Source organism: Microbacterium sp. 20-116, from assembly GCF_041079415.1.
Lineage (GTDB): Bacteria > Actinomycetota > Actinomycetes > Actinomycetales > Microbacteriaceae > Microbacterium.
The window spans coordinates 33,902-51,345 of the sequence record NZ_JBFYGP010000010.1 but is presented as its reverse complement, the minus strand read 5'-3'; the positions used below and the strand labels follow the sequence as shown (position 1 = coordinate 51,345).

Annotated in this window: 12 protein-coding genes and 1 pseudogene; 6 read left to right on the top strand and 7 right to left on the bottom strand. The window is 70.7% G+C overall.

Translation table 11 applies throughout. From position 1 onward, the window contains the following. Positions 1–152 precede the first annotated feature (152 nt). The 5 genes and pseudogenes from AB6V29_RS15340 to AB6V29_RS15320 form a co-directional block, all read right to left on the bottom strand. Positions 153–1,100, bottom strand: a complete 948-nt coding sequence (locus AB6V29_RS15340; protein ID WP_369359699.1) for a site-specific DNA-methyltransferase — start codon at positions 1,098–1,100, stop codon at positions 153–155. Beyond that, complete coding sequence (locus tag AB6V29_RS15335) at positions 1,097–2,146, bottom strand: biotin/lipoate A/B protein ligase family protein (RefSeq protein ID WP_369359697.1); 1,050 nt, start codon at positions 2,144–2,146, stop codon at positions 1,097–1,099. The genes AB6V29_RS15340 and AB6V29_RS15335 overlap by 4 nt, the downstream gene beginning before the upstream one ends. A 105-nt stretch (positions 2,147–2,251) precedes the next feature. Further along, positions 2,252–2,983 (bottom strand): annotated as a pseudogene (locus AB6V29_RS15330) (MMPL family transporter); the annotation flags it as partial. Positions 2,984–3,025: 42 nt separating this feature from the next. Next, positions 3,026–4,405 carry an MMPL family transporter gene (locus AB6V29_RS15325; protein ID WP_369359695.1) on the bottom strand — a complete coding sequence of 460 codons (1,380 nt, stop codon included), beginning with the start codon at positions 4,403–4,405 and terminating at the stop codon, positions 3,026–3,028. Positions 4,406–4,478: 73 nt separating this feature from the next. Next, the gene (locus tag AB6V29_RS15320; protein WP_369359693.1) at positions 4,479–7,826 is read right to left on the bottom strand and encodes a family 16 glycoside hydrolase; all 3,348 of its coding nucleotides are present in this window, start codon (positions 7,824–7,826) and stop codon (positions 4,479–4,481) included. Between the two features lie 452 nt (positions 7,827–8,278). Here AB6V29_RS15320 and AB6V29_RS15315 point away from each other — a divergent pair, with 452 nt between their 5' ends. From AB6V29_RS15315 to AB6V29_RS15305, 3 genes are read left to right on the top strand one after another with little or no spacing between them, the layout of a single operon-like run. Further along, a complete protein-coding gene (locus AB6V29_RS15315) occupies positions 8,279–8,887 on the top strand; it encodes a hypothetical protein (protein ID WP_267788303.1) in 609 nt (202 codons plus the stop codon). 44 nt (positions 8,888–8,931) lie between these two features. After that, entirely contained in the window at positions 8,932–9,903 is a 972-nt protein-coding gene (locus tag AB6V29_RS15310; RefSeq protein ID WP_369359690.1) for a DUF916 domain-containing protein, read from the top strand. Continuing rightward, complete coding sequence (locus AB6V29_RS15305; RefSeq protein WP_267788307.1) at positions 9,900–10,160, top strand: hypothetical protein; 261 nt, start codon at positions 9,900–9,902, stop codon at positions 10,158–10,160. The genes AB6V29_RS15310 and AB6V29_RS15305 overlap by 4 nt, the downstream gene beginning before the upstream one ends. On the opposite strand, the gene AB6V29_RS15300 is transcribed toward AB6V29_RS15305, so the two are convergent. Further along, positions 10,108–11,085: a DMT family transporter gene (locus AB6V29_RS15300; protein ID WP_369359688.1), complete on the bottom strand. Its 978-nt coding sequence runs from the start codon at positions 11,083–11,085 to the stop codon at positions 10,108–10,110. The genes AB6V29_RS15305 and AB6V29_RS15300 overlap by 53 nt on opposite strands. Before the next feature lie 71 nt (positions 11,086–11,156). On the opposite strand from AB6V29_RS15300, the gene AB6V29_RS15295 reads away from it, so the two are divergent. Further along, positions 11,157–12,080 (top strand): LysR family transcriptional regulator, encoded by a 924-nt coding sequence (locus AB6V29_RS15295; protein WP_267788310.1) that lies wholly within the window; start codon positions 11,157–11,159, stop codon positions 12,078–12,080. Between the two features lie 46 nt (positions 12,081–12,126). Here AB6V29_RS15295 and AB6V29_RS15290 read toward each other — a convergent pair whose 3' ends face one another. Then, complete coding sequence (locus AB6V29_RS15290; RefSeq protein WP_267788311.1) at positions 12,127–12,366, bottom strand: Sec-independent protein translocase subunit TatA; 240 nt, start codon at positions 12,364–12,366, stop codon at positions 12,127–12,129. A gap of 414 nt (positions 12,367–12,780) precedes the next feature. On the opposite strand from AB6V29_RS15290, the gene AB6V29_RS15285 reads away from it, so the two are divergent. Both AB6V29_RS15285 and AB6V29_RS15280 read left to right on the top strand, forming a co-directional pair. Then, positions 12,781–16,314: a PQQ-dependent sugar dehydrogenase gene (locus AB6V29_RS15285; protein WP_369359685.1), complete on the top strand. Its 3,534-nt coding sequence runs from the start codon at positions 12,781–12,783 to the stop codon at positions 16,312–16,314. 134 nt (positions 16,315–16,448) lie between these two features. Next, complete coding sequence (locus tag AB6V29_RS15280; protein ID WP_307457783.1) at positions 16,449–17,429, top strand: sugar phosphate isomerase/epimerase; 981 nt, start codon at positions 16,449–16,451, stop codon at positions 17,427–17,429. Positions 17,430–17,444: the final 15 nt, after the last annotated feature.

Genomic DNA, 17,444 nt, shown 5'->3' with positions numbered 1-17,444 from the left:
AGCAAGCCGCGAGCGACCACCGGCCACCACGCGCACCACGGCGCGGGCGCGCCTCACCTCCGCGATACGCACAACCTCACCCCCACAACAGCCACCGCGACTGAAGTTGCGCGAATCACCGACTCCACGAGCGAGCCGCGGGCGACGGGGCCTCAGCTCGCGTACGGCTCCAGGCGCTTGTGCATCACGGCCACCGCATCGGCGTTGTCGTCGATCAGCACCGAGTGACGCCCGAGCGGCGCGGCGACGGCGCCGAGCGTGCCGCTGCCGGCGAACATGTCGAGCACCCTGTCGCCGGGGCGCGACGACGCCTGCACCATCCGGCGCAGCACGCCCTCGGGTTTCTGCGTCGGGTACCCGGTCTTCTCGCGACCCGTGGTCGGCACGATCGTGTGCCACCACACGTCGGTGGGCATCTTGCCGCGCGCGGCCTTCTCGGCGGTGACGAGACCCGGGGCCATGTACGGCTCGCGGTCCACGGCATCCGAGTCGAAGAAGTACTTCGCCGGGTTCTTCACGTAGACCAGGATCGTCTCGTGCTTGGTGGGCCAACGACGCTTGGTCTTCGCGCCGTAGTCGTACGCCCAGATCAGCTCGTTGAGGAACTTGTCGCGCCCGAACAGCGCATCGCACATGACCTTGGCGTAGTGCACCTCGCGGTAGTCGAGGTGCAGGTACAGGGTGCCGTCGTCGGCGAGCAACCGCCACGCCTCGACGAGCCGCGGCTCGAGGAAGCCCCAGTAGTCGTCGAAGCGGTCGTCGTAGGTGCGCAGATCCCCGCGCAGGCGCGCGTACTCGCGGCCGTGGAAGCCGCGCTGCACGACCGGCGGCGGCGGCTCTTCCTCGGCGGGGAATTCGAGCATGTTGGGATCGGATGCCACGGGCTCGAGCCGCTCGGCATCCGGGGCCTCTTCGACCGGCGCCTTACGCGTCGCCGACTCGACCGCCTTCGAGCGCGTGCGCCCCGTGTTGAACGGCGGGTCGAGGTACACGAGCGCGAAAGAGCCGTCGGCATAGGCCGGGGTGACGCTGAGGTTGTCGGCGTGATGGATCTCGACGCCGCCCGGTACGGGCGCGTCGGTGAGGTCGTCGGCGCTCACGGGACGCGCTGCAGCCACGCGTCGGTGGCGAACTTGGAGTCGACGAGAGCCCGGGCCTCGGCGTACTCCTCGTCGCTGATGTGCCCCGGGGTCGCCCCGTACAGCGTGGTGAAGGTCTGGATGAAGCGCTCGATGACCTCGGCCCGGGGAAGACCGGTCTGGCTGCGCAGCGGGTCGACGCGCTTGGCGGCCGACACGGTGCCCTTATCGCTGAGCTTCTCGCGGCCGATGCGCAGCACCTCGGTGAGCACCTGGCCGTCCATGTCGTAGCTGAGGGTCGCGTGGTGCAGCACCCCGCCGTTGGCGAGGCGCTTCTGGGCGGCGCCGCCGATCTTGCCGTGAGGACCCGCGATGTCGTTGAGCGGCTGGTACACCGCGTCGATGCCGAGCGAGCGCAGCGCCTGGAGCACCCAGTCGTCGAGGAACGCGTACGAGTCGGCGAAGGTCATACCGGCGACGAGGGAGGCCGGGACGTACAGCGAGTAGGTCACGATCGAGTTGGCCGCCATCATCATCGCGCCACCGCCCGAGATGCGGCGGACGATGTCGAAGCCGTGCTTCTCGGCGCCCGCCGGGTCGACCTCGTTGCGCAGCGACTGGAACGAGCCGATGACGACGGCGCTCTCGTCCCACTCCCACAGGCGCAGGGTGGGCTTGCGCAGCCCCGCGCCCACGCGGGTGGTGAGCACCTCGTCGAGGGCGAGGTTCATGCGGGGCGAGACGGGCTCGTCGTGCACGACCTCCCACTCGAAGTCGGCCCAGCCGGGAGCGGTCACCAGCGCGCGGCGGATCGCGGTCGCCACCGATTCGGGCGTGAAGCCGAGAAGCTGCGCCCCCTCGGGAAGGGCCGCGCGGATCGCCGCGGCGATCGTGGGGACGTCGGACTCGACCGGAAGACCGTTGACGGCCGCGTCGATGTCGTCGAGGGCGTCGTCGGGCTCGAGGAAGAAGTCGCCCGCGAGGTGGAAGCCGTGGATCCGCCCCTCGCGTTCTTCGAGGTCGACGACGACCAGCTTCCCGCCGGGGACCTTGTACTCGCCGTGCATGACTCCAGCCTACGGCGGTGTGACCGCGCGCGCGGCGGACCGGGACCGCGGGGAACGCGAGACGGCATCCCGCCGACGAGACGGTGTCGACTCGACGCCGACATGTCAGCGGGAGGCGGCCTCGAGGGTCGGAAGCGGCGCGGGCGAGGCAGGGGCGGCCGATCGCGTACCCGGCCACCAGTTGGCGCGCCCGAGGAGCGTCATCACGGCGGGCAGCAACAGCCCGCGCACGACGGTGACGTCGAGGACGACGGCCACGATCATCCCGACCCCGATCTCTTTCATCGCGACCAGCTCGCCGAACGCGAAGCCGAGGAAGACGAGGCAGATCGCCGCGGCGGCCAGCGTCACCGCCGGACCCGTGCGCGTGATGCCGTGGCGAACGGCCTCGGCGTTCGCGGAGCGCGGGTCGACGAGAAGATCGCGCGAACGCCAGCGCTCGGTGATGCGGGCCAGCAGGAACACCTCGTAGTCCATGGTCAACCCGAAGGCCAGGAGCCCGATGAGCAGGGGCGTGGTCACATCGAGCGCACCCCTCGGCTCGAACCCGAGCAAGGGCGCTCCCCACCCCCACCCGAAGATCGCGGTGAGCACTCCCAGCGTCGAGGCCACGGTGAGGCCCGCCAGCACGAGGGACTTCACCGGAACGACGACCGAGCGGGTGAGGGCGAACAGCAGCGCGAAGCTCGCGGCGGCGACGATCGCGAGCGCCCACGGCAGGCGCGAGGCCAGGTGATCACGTGTGTCGATGAGGAAGGCGGCGGGCCCCGTGACCTCGAGGGGGACCGGGGAGTCGAGCTCGCGCACCGCTTCGACCAGGCTCTGCGCCGCCGGCCCCGTCGCGCTGTCGCCCGTCGGGGTGAAGGCGACCGCGGTGACCTAGGGCGGCAGCTGCTGCACCACGTCGGCGTCGGCGACCTCGGGCAGGGCGGCGATCCGATCGAGGACGCCGGTGACGGCGGCATCCTGGATCGATCCGTCGAGCACGACCGTGACGGGCTCGATCCCGATCCCGGTGAAGCCGGTCGTCGTCGCCTCGTACGCCCGTCGCTCCTCGGCGTCCGCGGGAAGGGACCGGATGTCGGAGTCGTCGAGGGCGAGGGATGCCACGGGGGCGGCGAGCAGCATCAGCAGAGCCGCGGCGGCGACGGCGACGAGGCCCGGGCGCCGTTGCGCGAGGCGCGTGGAACGGGCGAGCACCCCCTCGCGCGCGGCGCGACCGGCCCAGGGGCGTGCCCAGGTGCGCGCTCCGGCGGAAGGGAGGGCGCGGTGCAGGAGCGAGAGCGTGGCGGGGACGAGGGTGAGACCCGCGAGGGTCGCCACGACCACGACCACGGCCCCACCCAGCGCCATGCCCGACAGCAACGGGTCGCCGAGCACCAGGATGCCCAGAAGGGCCACCGTCACGGCGAGACCCGACACGAGCACCGCCCGACCGGCGCCCGAGACGGTACGGGCGATCAGGTCGTCGAGGGGGACGGCGGGGTCGGCCGCACGCTCCTCGCGCAGGCGCAGCACCACCAGCAGGCTGTAGTCGACCGCGAGACCGAGGCCGAGGATCGTGACGACGTTGACCGCGAACTCGTTGACGTCGACGACGCGGGCGAGAAGGCCCAGGATCGCGAGGGTCGGTGCGATCGCCGCGAGGGCGGCGACCACGGGGACGAGCGCGATGCGCAACGACCCGAGCGCGACGGTGAGCAACACGACGAGGACGAGGATCGCGACGCTCTCGCCGAGGGCCGCGTCGGCGGTGGCGCGGTCGACGAAGGCCTCTTCGGCCAGGAGGGGGCCGCCGACGAGCACCTCGGGGGCGGCGATCCCCTTCAGCAGGTCGGAGACAGCGGATGCCGTGGCGACGGCCTCGTCGCCGGTGAGGCCCCGCGCGAGTTCGACGACGACCAGCGACGAACGCCCGTCGTCGCCGATCGCCCCGCCGGCCGTGTAGGCGTCGGTGGCCTCGGCCACCCCGGGCACGGCGCGGATCGACGACATCACCGCGGTCGCGCTGTCGCGCAGCGTCGGGGAGAAGAAGTCCGCACCGCGGACGACGGCGGTGACGATCTCGCCCTCGGGATCGAGGGCGTCGAGGCGCTCGCTCGCGCGCAGCGACTCGCTGCCGGCGGGGGCGTCGGCGACCGAGACGGTGCGGTCGAAGACGTCACCCGCGAGGGCGCCGCCGACGACCACGAGCAGGGCCCACGCGAGAAGGACGATCAGGCGATGCCGGCTGACGCGGCGGCCGAGGGAGGAGAGCATGGGGACCTCTGGGACAGGGGGAGCGCCCTCGGCGACGGACGCGAGTCCGCCACCGAGGGCGCCGGGGGGGGGATCAGCCGCAGCTCTTGGCCGCGTACGAGGCCGTGGCCTCGCCGGTGCGACCGTCGCCGGTCGCGGACACCGTCGCTTCACCGGCGGGGACCGACACGGCACGGGTGGTGAAGGTGTGGAACACCGTCTTCCCGGGCTGGACGGCGGGGATGACCCGTTCGCCCCACGCCGTCTCGAGGGTCACGTCGACCGGCACCGTGTCGGTGTTGGTGGCGCGCACCGTCAGCGTCGCCTTCTTCGCCATGCAACGGACTTCGGCCGAGGCCGTCACCGCGAGAGGTGCCGGCTCGTCGATCTCCATGACACGGACGTTGCGGTACGACACCGCTTCGCCGCCGCCGTGGTTCTGCAGGCCGATGAAGCCCTGCGACAGGTCGCGCGCGGGATCGGTGCTGGTGAAATCGTTCACCAGCGTGCCGTTGAGGAAGATCTTGATGCTCTGCCCCTTCACGACGATCTCGTACGCGTTCCACGACCCGACCGGCTTGAGCGAAGCCTCGACCGCCGCGGCATCCGCACCCTGGAAGGTGTAGATCGCACCGGTGGTGCGGTCGGCGGCGTCGGAGGCGTCGATCTGGATCTCGTAGCCCTGGTTCACCGCGATCCAGGGGTCGTTCTGCGGGTCGGGGAAGCCGACGAAGACGCCACCGTTGTGGTCGGCGATGAGCTTCCAGTCCAGCTTGAGGCTGTACTCGTTCAGCTCCTGCGCCTTGTGCCAGAGCAGCCCCATGCCACCCTCGCCGCGGATGCTGCAGTCGTTCTGACGACCGAAGCCCCCGGGGCCCGCCATGCGCCAACCGGCGTTCAGGCTCTCGAGCGTGCCGTCGAACAGCGAGCGGTACCCGTCCTCGACCTGCGCCGGAGCGCAGATGTCGGCGGTGCCGATCGACAGGACGTCGACGTTGATGTTGCCCTTGTTGCCCGAGTCGTACTTCAGCGCGATCGTGTTCGTCCCGGCGACCAACGGCATGTCCCGCGTGATCGTGGCCCAGGTCTTCCAGTCACCCGTGGAGGGGAAGTCCCACCGGCCGAGATTCTGCCCGTTGACGTAGAGGTTCACGTCCTTGGAACCGGGGGCCGGGTTGGGGCCGTTGGAGTAGCGCACGTTGACCGGAACGGTGCCCGCGGCCTCGGCGTTCACCGTGAACTCGAACGCGGAACCGGCCTGCCACATGCCGCCGGCGAAACCGGCGCCCGAGTAGCCGCTGTGCTCGGCGTCGAACTTGGCGCCGCCGATCAGGCGGGCCTCCTCGGCCTCGTACCATCCCTGGTCGGCCGGCGAGACGTAGCCCGGCAGCGAGTTGAGCGTGTACCAGGCCTCGGTGCTCCACAGCTTGTCACCGCTGGCTGCGGCGAAGGGCTGCGGCGAGCGCAGGTGCACGACGCGCCCCTGCTTGAGGCCGTCGAACGCGACCGTGACCGTCTTGCGGTCGGCGGATGCCGTGGCGCTGGTCAGCGAGAGGATCTCTTCGTCGATCTTGGGACCGCCGTAGGTGGAGGTCGGCAGGTAGCGCCACTGCTCGGCGCGGTATGCCGAGGCGAGGTTCGCCACCGTCTCGTCGGACAGGGGCTGGGTGTACTCGATCTCGAACCCACCCTCGACGACCTTCATCGATTTCATGTCGAAGGTGTCCTGCGTGGAGTTCGGGACGAGCTTCTGCAGACCGTAGGTGAGCTTGCCCGCCTCGCCCCAGTTGCCGCCCTCACCCGTGCCGCCGATGTAGAGCGATTTGTCGGGACCCTCGATGACGCGGTTCACGCCGACCTCGAAGCCCGCGGAGTGGCGGAAGACCGCTCCCTGGAACTCGCCGTCGACCTTCTCGAGGAAGGCGCGCTGCAGGCCGCCGTAGGTGACGTCGCCGAACATCATCTGGCCGGCGAAGGGGCCGTCCTTCAGCATGATGGGCGTGCTCGGGGAGTTGCCGATCTCGTTCTGCGGGATCCACACCACCGGCGGGGTCACCGGGTTGGCGTCGAAGGGTCCGGCGGGGTTCGTGTAGTGGTTGAAGAACCGGTCCTGCTTGATGTTGACGAGCTTGTTCGCCGGCAGCCACGCGCCCTGGTTGTCCATCGCGAAGAGCTCGTTCTCGGGACCGAAGGCGACGCCGTTCGGGGTGCGCAGACCGCCTGCCACGTAGCTGATGGCTCCGGTGGCCCGGTCGATCTTCACCGAGGTGCCGCGGTTCTTCGCGGGCTGCGGGTTGGTCGTGGCTCCGCCGTTGTCGATCGCGACGGAGAGGTTGACGTACAAGTTGTCCTCGTCGTGGATCAGACCGAAGGCGAACTCGTGGAAGTTGTTGCCCGAGGGGTACTCCGCGACCTTGCGCTTCGTCTCGTACGAGCCGTCGCCGTTCGCGTCGCTGAGCTCCGTGAGCTGGTAGCGCTCCGAGACGTAGATCTTGTCGTCGATGACGTCGATGCCCATGGGGTTGAGCAGACCGCCGGCCGCCTCGACGACGGTGACGTCCTCGGGGCCGTCGGCCGCCTGGGCGCCCTTGAGCACGAAGACCTTGCCGGGGGTGGAGGTGTCCCAGCCACCGGAGTTGACCGAGCCGGTGGTCAGCACCGCGAGGTCGCCGTTGCCGAGGAAGGCCAGCCCCGAGACCTTGGGGTTGAAGCCCTCGGGGCGCAGGTTCACCAGCGTGTAGTCGGGGTTCACGGCATCCAGGCGCAGACCGTCTCCGGCGGAGTCGGTGCTGCCCTCGCAGTACTTCGTCCCGGGGGCGGTGACGCGCACGACGCCCGCCTCGGTGCTGAGGACGTCGTTCGGGATGACGGTGAAGCTCGACGAGCCCGGGGTCTTCCACTCGACCGTGAGCTGCTGACCGTTGGTGGCCTCGAACATCTCCACGAAGAGGTCGTGGACGCCCACGTCGAGCGTGACGGTGCCCTCGACCGATTCCGCTCCGTGGAGGCCGTCGTTGTCGATCAGCTGCGTGCCGTCGAGAGTGAGGCGCGAACCGTCGTCGCTCGTCAGACGGAAGGTATACGAGCCGGGGGTGCTGACGGTGAGATTGGCCAGGGCGTGCGTGATGAAGTTGTCACCCGCACCGAACTGCTCGTCGGTGCTCCAGTCGATCGTCGACATGAGCTTGTCGACGTTGGGGGTCTGTCCCGATTTGAGCGTGCAGAGCTCGGTGAGGGGCGGGGTGGAGTAGGTGCGAAGCGTCACACCCGGTTCTTGCTTGGGCAGGTCCGCCGGGGTGTTGACGGCGGGGGCGACGGCGGCACCGGCGGGCAGGATCGCTCCTGTGGCCACGAGTGCTCCGCCCAGGAGACCGGCCACGAGGGTTCTCGCGACGCGGGTGCTGCGCCGGCGGGGGCCGGACAAGACAGCGGGTACGGGCATCATTGCTCCTTCGGATCAGCGGCGGGGACGGCGTCGACCGCTCGGATCGCACAGGTCGCCCTCGACCGTGGTCACTGTAGAAGTCTTTTGCCGGTACGTCTATAAAACTTGACTAAATATCGTTAACAACTGCTGGAATTGACCCCCGCAGTCCCGCTCACAGAAGGGCTCCTGCCCACCGCGGCCTCGATTTGCCCCGGAAAAGCGCATCTCAGAGAGCTTCCAAACGCCAGTCATCTTTTGCTTGACGCCGCACGTAAGCCGCACTACTGTCACAACGAACCCGCAGAACCGACCCGTGACAGCGCCGCCACGAGGCTCCCCGGAGTCCGCCGCGCCCGCCCGAAACGACGGCCCCCTCGTTCACCGACCGGCGGGACGCCGGTCGTCCCGACCACCCGCCGGCGCCCGCCGACGACTCCACCGCCTCGCGGTGGAAGAACGGAGCACCCATGTCCCCCACCTCGCGTCGCGGCCTGACGGCCCGCATCGGAGTCGCCGCTCTCGGCGTCGGCATCCTGGCAGCCGCGGGCGGCGGCAGCGCCTTCGCCGCCGATGAGGACACCGTCGACGTGCAGGTCGAGATCGCCCCCGCGGCCGAGCCCGGCGTCCTGGCCCTGACCGTCGCCGACGATGCCACCACCCTCACCGAGGGAGAGGCGTCGGGCACCGACCGCACCTTCACGGGCACGCTGCCGACGGTCACCGTCACCGACACCCGCCTTCCCGAGAATGTCGACCCGGAGGCGTACTGGTACGTCATGGGCGCCATCAGCGACTTCGCCGGCGACGCCGGCCAGCCCGCGATCTCGTCGGCCGACAGCTTCGGCTGGTATCCCACCATTGTCGCGGGCGACTCCGCGCTCGTCGCACCCGGCGACCCCGTCGACCCGGGCATCGGCGGCTTCGTCGACGCCGAACTGCTCGCCAACGCCGACAACTCCGCCGCCGCCGCGGGTGGGGCGTACTCGGCCTCCGCCGGCCTCGTGCTGCAGACGCCTGCGACCGTCGCGCCCGGCGCCTACTCGGCGACCATCACGCTGACCCTGCTCGAGGGGTGAGCGCCGCGATGAGGGCGGCGCTCTCACGCGGAGGGTCCGCCACGGTGGCCGGGCTCATCGTGGCCGCGGCCGCGATCGCCGCGGCCCCTCCCGTCCTGGCGGACGACACCGCCGGCTCGGTCACCTGGTCGGTCACCCCGGCCTCGGCCGAGGGAGCGGACGGTCGACGGGTCATGCAGGTCGAGATCGATCCGGGCCAGCGCGTCACCGAGCATCTCGCCGTGAAGAACTTCAGCGAGAGCGAGGCGACCTTCGCCCTCGACGCGGCGGACGGCTACTACACCGAGACCGGGCGCTTCACGATGCTCCCGGCCGATCGCACCTCGGTCGATGCGGGCACCTGGATCACGATCGAACCGTCGGTCACGCTCGCTCCCCGCGAGACGCGCGTCGTCTCGTTCGAGATCGTCGTGCCACCGAACGCCACCCCGGGCGATCACGCGGCCGGGGTCTCGGCATCCGTTCGCTCCACCTCCGCGGGAGCGGACGGCACAAAAGTGGGAGTGGACAGCCGCGTCGGCTTCCGCGTCTCGACCCGTGTGACGGGCGAGCTCGCCCCCGCGGTGGGCGTCGGCGAGGTCCGCGCGGAATACACGCCGTCGTGGAACCTTTTCGCGCCGGGGTCGATCACCTACGCGTACACGGCGGAGAACACCGGGAACACCGCTCTCGCCGTGGCCGACGCGGTGGAGTCGACGACGACGGAACGCGGTGTGCTGCTGCCCGGCGAATCGCGGGACGTGCGAACCGAGCCCCAGCCCGCGTGGCCGCTCTTCCTGCTGACGAAGGACGTGACGGTGGATGCCGCGGTGCCCGACTCGACGCTCGCCGCGACGCCCGTGACGCAGAGCGTCACCGTCTGGGCGGTGCCGTGGCTGCACCTCGCCGCCGCGGTCGGGCTCGCCCTCGTCGTCGCAGCCGCCGCGTCCGGGCGTCGCCGTTCCCGCCGGCGCCTCGACGACCTCGTGGCGCGCGCCCGTGAAGAGGGTCGGCGCGAGGCGGTGGAGGTCTCATGAGCGACACGCTCTTGTTCCCCGCGGCCGTCGCCGACGACGGCGTCGGCATCACCGTCGAGATCACCCCCCTGCCGAGCGCCACCTGCACGGTCGACTGCTCCCCACCGCCCGGCGCGGGTCCCGGATCCCCCGGGGGCGGCCTGCCCCTGACCGGTGGCGAGATCGCGTCGATCCTCCTCGCGGTCGCACTGGTCGGAGCGGGTCTCACGGCGACGGCGTGGGCGCGGTGGCGTCGACCGAGACCCGAGCAGAACTGATCGGCCCGACGACGGCACCACCCTGCGCCGCCTCGCGCGAGCGGCGGTGCCGTCGTTCGATCGCCTGTCCCGCGTACGACGCGGCGATGATCAGCGCGGCACCGATCAGCCCGGGGGCACCGACCGCCTCGCCGCCGATGGCGACGCCCACGGCGAGCGCCCACACGGGCTCGGTGCCCATCAGGATGCTCGCGCGGGTCGCCGAGGTGCGCCGCACCGCCCACAGCTGCACCACGAAGGCGAACACCGAGCACAGCAGGCCGAGGAAGAACACGTCGATCCATCCGGATGCCGAGAGCCCGGCGGCCGCACGCGGCAGGTCGGCGCCGGCCACGGCCGACGAGGCGAGGGCGCACACGAGCAGCTGCACGAACACGACGGCGAGGGTGCTGTCGTGTCGGCCACGGGTGAGGTGCCCGCTGGCGGTGACGTGGACGGCGCGGACGACCGCCGCGGCGATGACCAGCACGTCGCCCAGGTTGGGCGTGCGGAGGCCCCCTCCCGAGACGAGCAGGGCGACGCCGACCACCGCGGCGACCGCTGCGACGAAGTACGACCGCGGGAGCCACGAGCGTGCGGCGACGCTCTCGAGCACCGGGGTGAAGACGAGGGCGAGACTGATGAGGAGCCCGGCGTTGGTCGCCGAGGTCAGGTGCACGCTCGCGGTCTCGAGCCCGATGATCGCCGCCTGCGAGCACCCGAGCACAGCGGCGATCGCGAGACCTCGGCCGCGCGGCATCCGTTCCCGTCTCGCCAGACACAGGATGCCGAGGGCGATCGCGGCCACGAGAAAGCGAAGAGCCACGCCGGAGGCGACGCCGGTCTCGGACACCAACTCCTTCGCGGCGAGGAAGCTGGCGCCCCAGACCGCGGCGACCACGACGAGGAGGAGGTCGACGACGAGTTCCGGGACGCGGCGGGGCATGCCCCCACCGTGACGCGGGCGACGCGGAAGAACAATGGGATCCTTCTTCACCGTGTCGTAAGTTCTTCCTTATGGATGTCGGTCATCTTCGCCTGCTGCGCGAGCTCCGAGACCGCGGAAGCGTGGCCGCCGTGGCGCAGCGCATGCACGTCTCCGCGTCGGCGGTGTCGCAGCAGCTGTCCGCGCTGCAGGCGCACGTGCCCGTTCCGCTGACCACCCGGCGCGGGCGCACCCTCGCCCTCACGCCCGCCGGAGAGGCCCTCGCCGCCGCCGGCGCGCGGGTCGACGAGGCTCTCGTGTCGGCGCGAGAGGCCGTGGGTGCGTTCCTCGACGCGAGCGACCGCCCCGTGCGCGTCTCGGCCTTCCACAGCGCCGCACTCGCGCTCTTCGGGCCCCTCTTGCGCGAACTCGACGGCACGCCGCCACTGCACCTCGCCGACGCCGATGTGGCGCACCGCGATTTTCCGGGGCTGACCGCCGACCACGACCTCGTCGTGGCGCACCGCCTCGCGCACGACGAACCGTGGCCCGCGGACCGCGTGGTCACGGTGCCGTTGCTAGAAGAGCCGCTCGACATCGCCCTGCCGGCAGACCACCCGCTCGCCGGACGCGACGAGCTGCGTGCGGCCGACCTCGTCGCCGAGAGATGGGTGTCGGTGCACCCCGGATTCCCGCTCGCCGGCGTTCTCGACCATCTCGCCGCACACGTGGGGCGCCCTCTCGACGTCGCCCACCGCATCAACGAGTTCTCGGTGACGGCCGAGGTCGTGCGCGCCGGCGCAGCGATCGCCGTCATGCCGCGCACCACGACGACGCCCCTCGCCGTCGACGGGCTGGTGCTGCGACCGCTCGCCGACCTCGCCCTGGTGCGCCACGTGGACGCACTGGCGCGGCCCGACGCGCTCGCTTACGCCGCGGTGCGGCGTGTGCTGTCGGCGCTGCGCACCGTGTCGGCGCGGGCGTCGGCGCACATCTCCGGTGTCGACCCCGTCTGATCCGCGGAGCGCAGCGTGGCGGGTGGATCCCCTTGTCGCGAGGTGCTCAGCGCGTCGGCGGCGGATCCGCGACGACCGCCGTGGACCGGGGCTCGGGGTGCGCCGGCGCGACCGCGTGGTCGAGCGGTACCGCGTCGTCGTCCTTCATCGCCTTCAACTCGCCCTTGAACAGGCGGGCCGACCTGCCGACGCTCTGCGCCAGCGCCGGCAGCTTGGCAGCGCCGAACAACAGGACGATCACCGCGAGGACGATCAGCAGGTGCCATCCGGTCAGTCCATGAAGCATGGGGCCTCCTCGGCCGTGCCGGCCTCTTCGCCGACGAGTGGGGGCGGCGCGAGACGCACCGTGCGGCGATGGTAGCCCGCGACGAAAGCAAACCACAAGGCTCGCGTCAAGCGCACTTTTGTTGTGTGCACATTACGCAACTTTTGATTGACCTATGGAAAAACATCCGTCAAGATGACGACGAGCGACGTCCCTCACAACCGGACACCTCATCCCCCCGAGGCTCGCCCCACGAACCGCCCGAGAGGCGGTGATCGGCGACCCCTCCCACTCGACGAAGAGTAAGGAGCAGACACGGCGCGTGGCCGACCGCCACCGCAGGAAGAGCCCGGGCCGCCACGATCAGTCGTTGAGACCGACTGTGTGGCGACCCGGTGAAAACAACTCGAACGCATTCACAGGAGCTGTTTCACGATGAACTCTACTTCTCGGCATCCGGTCGTCCGGTCCCGGTTGACGGCGGTCCTCGCGGCCACCGCACTGGGCCTGGGCGCCATCGCCGCAGCACCCGTCCCGGCCTTCGCGCACGACGGGCACGACCACGGCACGACTGACCCCGGGGGCGATCACGGCGATCCCACCGACCCCGGCACCCCCGACCCCGGCGACACCGGCGAAGACGGCGGCGCTTTGGACTGGAGCAACTACGAGCGCGTGCTGCTCACGAAAGACGTGGGCGAGCCCATCGACCTCGCGGTCCTCCCCGACAAGCGCGTGCTGCACACCGCTCGCAACGGAGACGTGCGCCTGACCGATCCCGCGACGGGCGTCACACGCGTCACCAACACGCTCGACGTCTACGCCAACTCCGAAGACGGTCTGCAGACGGTGGCCCTCGACCCGAACTTCGCCGAGAACAACTGGGTCTATCTCGTCTACTCCCCGCGCGACGCCGACGGCGACGGCGTCGCCGACACCCCGGCGGGCAACTCCCCCAACACCCTCCCCGCCGGAGCCGACGAGTCGTACTGGGACCAGTGGGTCGGCGTGAACCGGCTCGCCCGCTTCCAGTGGAACGGAGAGGCCCTCGACCTCGCGAGCGAGCAGGTCGTCCTCGACGTCGAGGTCCAGCGCGGCCAGTGCTGTCACGTCGGCGCCGACATCGGGTTCGACGGCGACGGCAACCTCTACCTGAGCACGGGCGACAACACCCCGGCATCCACCCCGGGCGCCAACGGCTTCGCGCCCAACAACGACGCCCCCGGCTACAACCCCGGTTTCGACTCTCGCCGCGGTGCCGGTAACACCAACGACCTGCGCGGCAAGATCCTGCGCATCCACGTCGAGGACGACGGCTCGTACACGATCCCCGAGGGCAACCTCTTCGCTCCCGGGACCGAACTCACCCGCCCCGAGATCTTCGTGATGGGCGTGCGCAACCCCTTCCGCATCGAGGTCGACGTCGAGACCAACTCGCTGTCGTGGGGCGACTACGGCCCCGACGCCACGAAGGCCGTCGCCCAGACCGCGGGCCGCGGACCCATGGGCCTCGTGGAGTGGAACGCCATCAGCCTCGACGAGCCGCAGAACGCCGGCTGGCCGTACGTGCACGCCGACAACCAGGCGTACAACGACTGGGACTTCGCCACGGCGACGCCGGGGGCGTTCTTCGACCCCGCCAACCTCAAGAACGAGTCGCGCTGGAACACCGGTCTCACCGATCTTCCCCCCGCGCAGCCCGCGACCCTCTGGTACGGCGACAACCCCGGCGACCAGCCGTGGGACGAGCTGGTGAACTTCGGAGCCGGTAACGGCCAGGGCCCCATGGGCGGCCCCGTCTACCACTACGACGAGAACAACCCCTCGCCCACGAAGCTCCCCCAGCACTGGGACCGCAAGGCGTTCATGGGCGAGTTCTCGCAGGACTACATCGCCGCGTTCACGCTCGACTGGGAAAGCTTCGAGGTCAGCGCGATCGAGGACTTCCTGCCCAACGCCGCTCTGAGCACCCTCGGTCAGCCGCCGCACGACAACCCCATGGACATGGAGATCGGGCCCGACGGCTCGATGTACGTGCTCGACTACGGCGACGGCTTCTTCCGCGCGAACCCCGATGCAGGCCTGTACCGCATCGACTACGTGGCCGGGAACAAGTCGCCCCAGGCGCGTTTCACCGCGACGCCCACCTCGTCGTCGCAGGCGCCCCTGACCGTCGAGTTCGACGCGTCGACCTCGACCGACCCCGACGGAGACACCCTCACCTACGAGTGGGACTTCGACGGCGACGGGGACTACGACGCCACCGGCGTCACCGCGTCGTACACCTACACCGAGCTGGGCAACTACAGCGCTCGCCTGCGCGTGTCCGACCCGGGTGGACGCTTCGGCCTGACCTCGCGCACCATCTCGGTGGGCAACCAGGCACCCGAGGTGACCGTGGCCTTCCCCGGCAACGGCGCGTTCTTCGACTGGGGTCAGGCGATCCCCTTCCAGGTGACGACGACGGATGCCGAGGACGGCGACGCCACGGACTGCTCGCGCGTGAGCTGGACCTACGGTCTCGGCCACGACGAGCACGCCCACCCCGAGGTCTCGGGCACGGGCTGCACGGGCGTCTTCCGCACCGACCCGAACTCGCCCGAGCACGGCCCCGGTGCCCTGCTGTACGGCGCGGTCGTGGTCACCTACACCGACGCGGGCGCCAACGGACTGCCGGCGGCCACGGGTGAGGCGACCGTTCGCCTGAACCCCAAGCTGCAGCAGGCCGAGCACGCGATCCGTCGCGAGGGCGTCGCCACGTACGCCGACGCCGACGCCTCGGGCGGCAACGCCGTCCGCGGCCTGGGAGCGGGCGACTACCTCGCCTACGACCCGGTGAACTTCGCCGGGATCGACGGTGCCGTGGTGCGCGCCAGCGGTGCGGGAGAGGTCCAGCTTCGTTGGGGAGCGGTCGACGCCGAGCCCTTCGCGACCGCGACCATCCCCGCGGGCAGCGGCTGGCAGGACGTCGAGGTCGCCTTCGACGCCCCCGAGGGCTCCGGAGCGCTCTACGTCACCTCGGCCGACGAGCTCGCCGTCGACGCGCTGACCATGGTGGGCGACGGGGTCGGCGACGTCACGCCGCCGACGGTCGCGCACACGCTGTCCCCCGCCACCCCGACGGGTGTCGGCGGCGTGTTCAACGAGCCGGTCCGCTTCGCGGTCCAGGCCGCGGACAACGGCACGCTCGCGAGCGTCCAGTACTCGCGCGACAACGGCGCGACCTGGATCACCCTCGCGGCGAACCAGCAGTACGGGGTGACGTTCGATCAGGACGGTGTCTACGACATCCGCTACCGGGCCACCGACACCGGCGGCAACGTCTCGGAGCTCGGTTCCGTGTCGTTCACGATCGACCTCGACGCTCCCAACGAGCCGACCGTCGACACCCGCACGCTCGTCTCGCTCGGCTCCCCGCGCGTCACCTACGGCGCGCCCGGCGACGTGACGGTGTCGGTGCGCGGAGAGGGCGGCGCCCCCACGGGCGAGGTCGTGCTCACCGTCGGCGAGACCGAACTCGGTCGCGCGACGCTGGACGCGGACGGCAACGCCGTCGTCGCCCTCCCGGCGGATCTCCCGGTCGGCACGCACACCCTGCGGGCCACCTACGGGGCCGACGAGACCTTCAAGGGTTCGGCCGGCATCGGTCGTCTCACGGTCTCGCAGGCGAAGTCGACGACCTCGGTCGCCGTCTCGCCGACACCGGTCAAGCCCGCCGTGGCGGCCGCCGCCACGGTCCAGGTGGCTTCGTCGACGGGCATCGTCCCGACCGGCGACGCCACGGTGACCATCCGCCGTAACAACGCGGTCGTCGCCACCCTCACCGGCACGCTCGGCTCAGACGGCACCGTCCAGGTGACCCTGCCCAAGCTCAGCGCGGAAGGCGCCTACCAGGTGCAGGCGTCGTACACCGGTTCGAGCGGGATCGCGAAGAGCAGCGGCAGCGCGAACCTGACCGTCAAGAAGTAATACCCGGGTGGGGGTCGCGCACCGCGGCCCCCACCACCCCCACGGTCGTCCCCGACCCCGGGGCGGACCCACCTCGAAGGAGAGTCATGAGTCACCACCACGACCACGCGCACCCCACGGTGTCGGATCGGCCCATGAGCCGGCGTACCCTGCTCAAGGCCCTGGCGGCGTCGTCCGTCGCCGTCGGCATCGGCGCCGCCGCCATGCCCGCCGCCGCCTCGGCATCCACCGCTTTCGGCGCCCGCGCCGCAGCGGCCGCTCCCCCGGTCAGCGCCGGCAAGCGTCTCGTCCCCGTCAACCGCATCGGCATCCAGCTGTTCACCGTCCGCGACAAGGTCAGCTCGCTGGGCTTCCGCGCGGTGTTCGAGGAGCTGGCCCGCATCGGCTACTCGGAGATCGAGTTCGCGGGATACACGCAGGGAGGCGTCGGCGCCATCACCCCGCAGGAGATCCGCCAGCTGCTCGACGACAACGGCCTGCGCGCGACCGGCGCGCACGTCAACCTCACCCCGGCCAACATCGACCAGCAGCTCGAGATCGCGCACGTGCTGGGCATGCCGCACCTGGGTCAGGGCGGGCCGATCGCCGGCGGATACGGCGGCCCCCTCGCCAAGGATCCCTGGATGCAGGCCATCGGCACGTGGAACCAGATGGGCGAGAAGGGTCGCGCTGCGGGCATCAAGCTCTACCTGCACAACCACGCCCAGGAATGGGGTTTCACGACCGACACGAACGAGCGCATCTACGACCTGTACTGGGCGAACCTGAACCCCGAGACGGTGTTCTTCGAGATGGACGTCTACTGGGCGCACGTCGGAAAGCACCTGTACCCGGGGTTCGAGCCGATCGACTACATCAAGCGCGACCCCCGCCGCTTCCCGATCCTGCATCTCAAGGACGGCAAGCTCAACCCGAGCAGCGCCAACGGCTACGACATCGTCGAGTTCGGCGCCGGGAACATCGATTACACGGCGTTCCTGTCGCAGCTGCGCGACCGCGGCCAGCGCTTCGGCATGTTCGAACAGGACAACGCCTCCACGGTGCCGGTCAACCCCGGGGACTCGCTCGCCAACGCCGACCGCAGCTACGACAACATCGCAGCCCTGCGCGGCTGAGCGACGAGGAAGAAC

Bases quoted from the DNA above. Each gene is read 5' to 3' on its own strand.
- AB6V29_RS15335 (WP_369359697.1), bottom strand. From the start codon at position 2,146: ATGCACGGCGAGTACAAGGTCCCCGGCGGGAAGCTGGTCGTCGTCGAC.
- AB6V29_RS15325 (WP_369359695.1), bottom strand. From the start codon at position 4,405: ATGCTCTCCTCCCTCGGCCGCCGCGTCAGCCGGCATCGCCTGATCGTC.
- AB6V29_RS15320 (WP_369359693.1), bottom strand. From the start codon at position 7,826: ATGCCCGTACCCGCTGTCTTGTCCGGCCCCCGCCGGCGCAGCACCCGC.
- AB6V29_RS15315 (WP_267788303.1), top strand. From the start codon at position 8,279: ATGTCCCCCACCTCGCGTCGCGGCCTGACGGCCCGCATCGGAGTCGCC.
- AB6V29_RS15305 (WP_267788307.1), top strand. From the start codon at position 9,900: ATGAGCGACACGCTCTTGTTCCCCGCGGCCGTCGCCGACGACGGCGTC.
- AB6V29_RS15300 (WP_369359688.1), bottom strand. From the start codon at position 11,085: ATGCCCCGCCGCGTCCCGGAACTCGTCGTCGACCTCCTCCTCGTCGTG.
- AB6V29_RS15295 (WP_267788310.1), top strand. From the start codon at position 11,157: ATGGATGTCGGTCATCTTCGCCTGCTGCGCGAGCTCCGAGACCGCGGA.
- AB6V29_RS15290 (WP_267788311.1), bottom strand. From the start codon at position 12,366: ATGCTTCATGGACTGACCGGATGGCACCTGCTGATCGTCCTCGCGGTG.
- AB6V29_RS15285 (WP_369359685.1), top strand. From the start codon at position 12,781: ATGAACTCTACTTCTCGGCATCCGGTCGTCCGGTCCCGGTTGACGGCG.
- AB6V29_RS15280 (WP_307457783.1), top strand. From the start codon at position 16,449: ATGAGCCGGCGTACCCTGCTCAAGGCCCTGGCGGCGTCGTCCGTCGCC.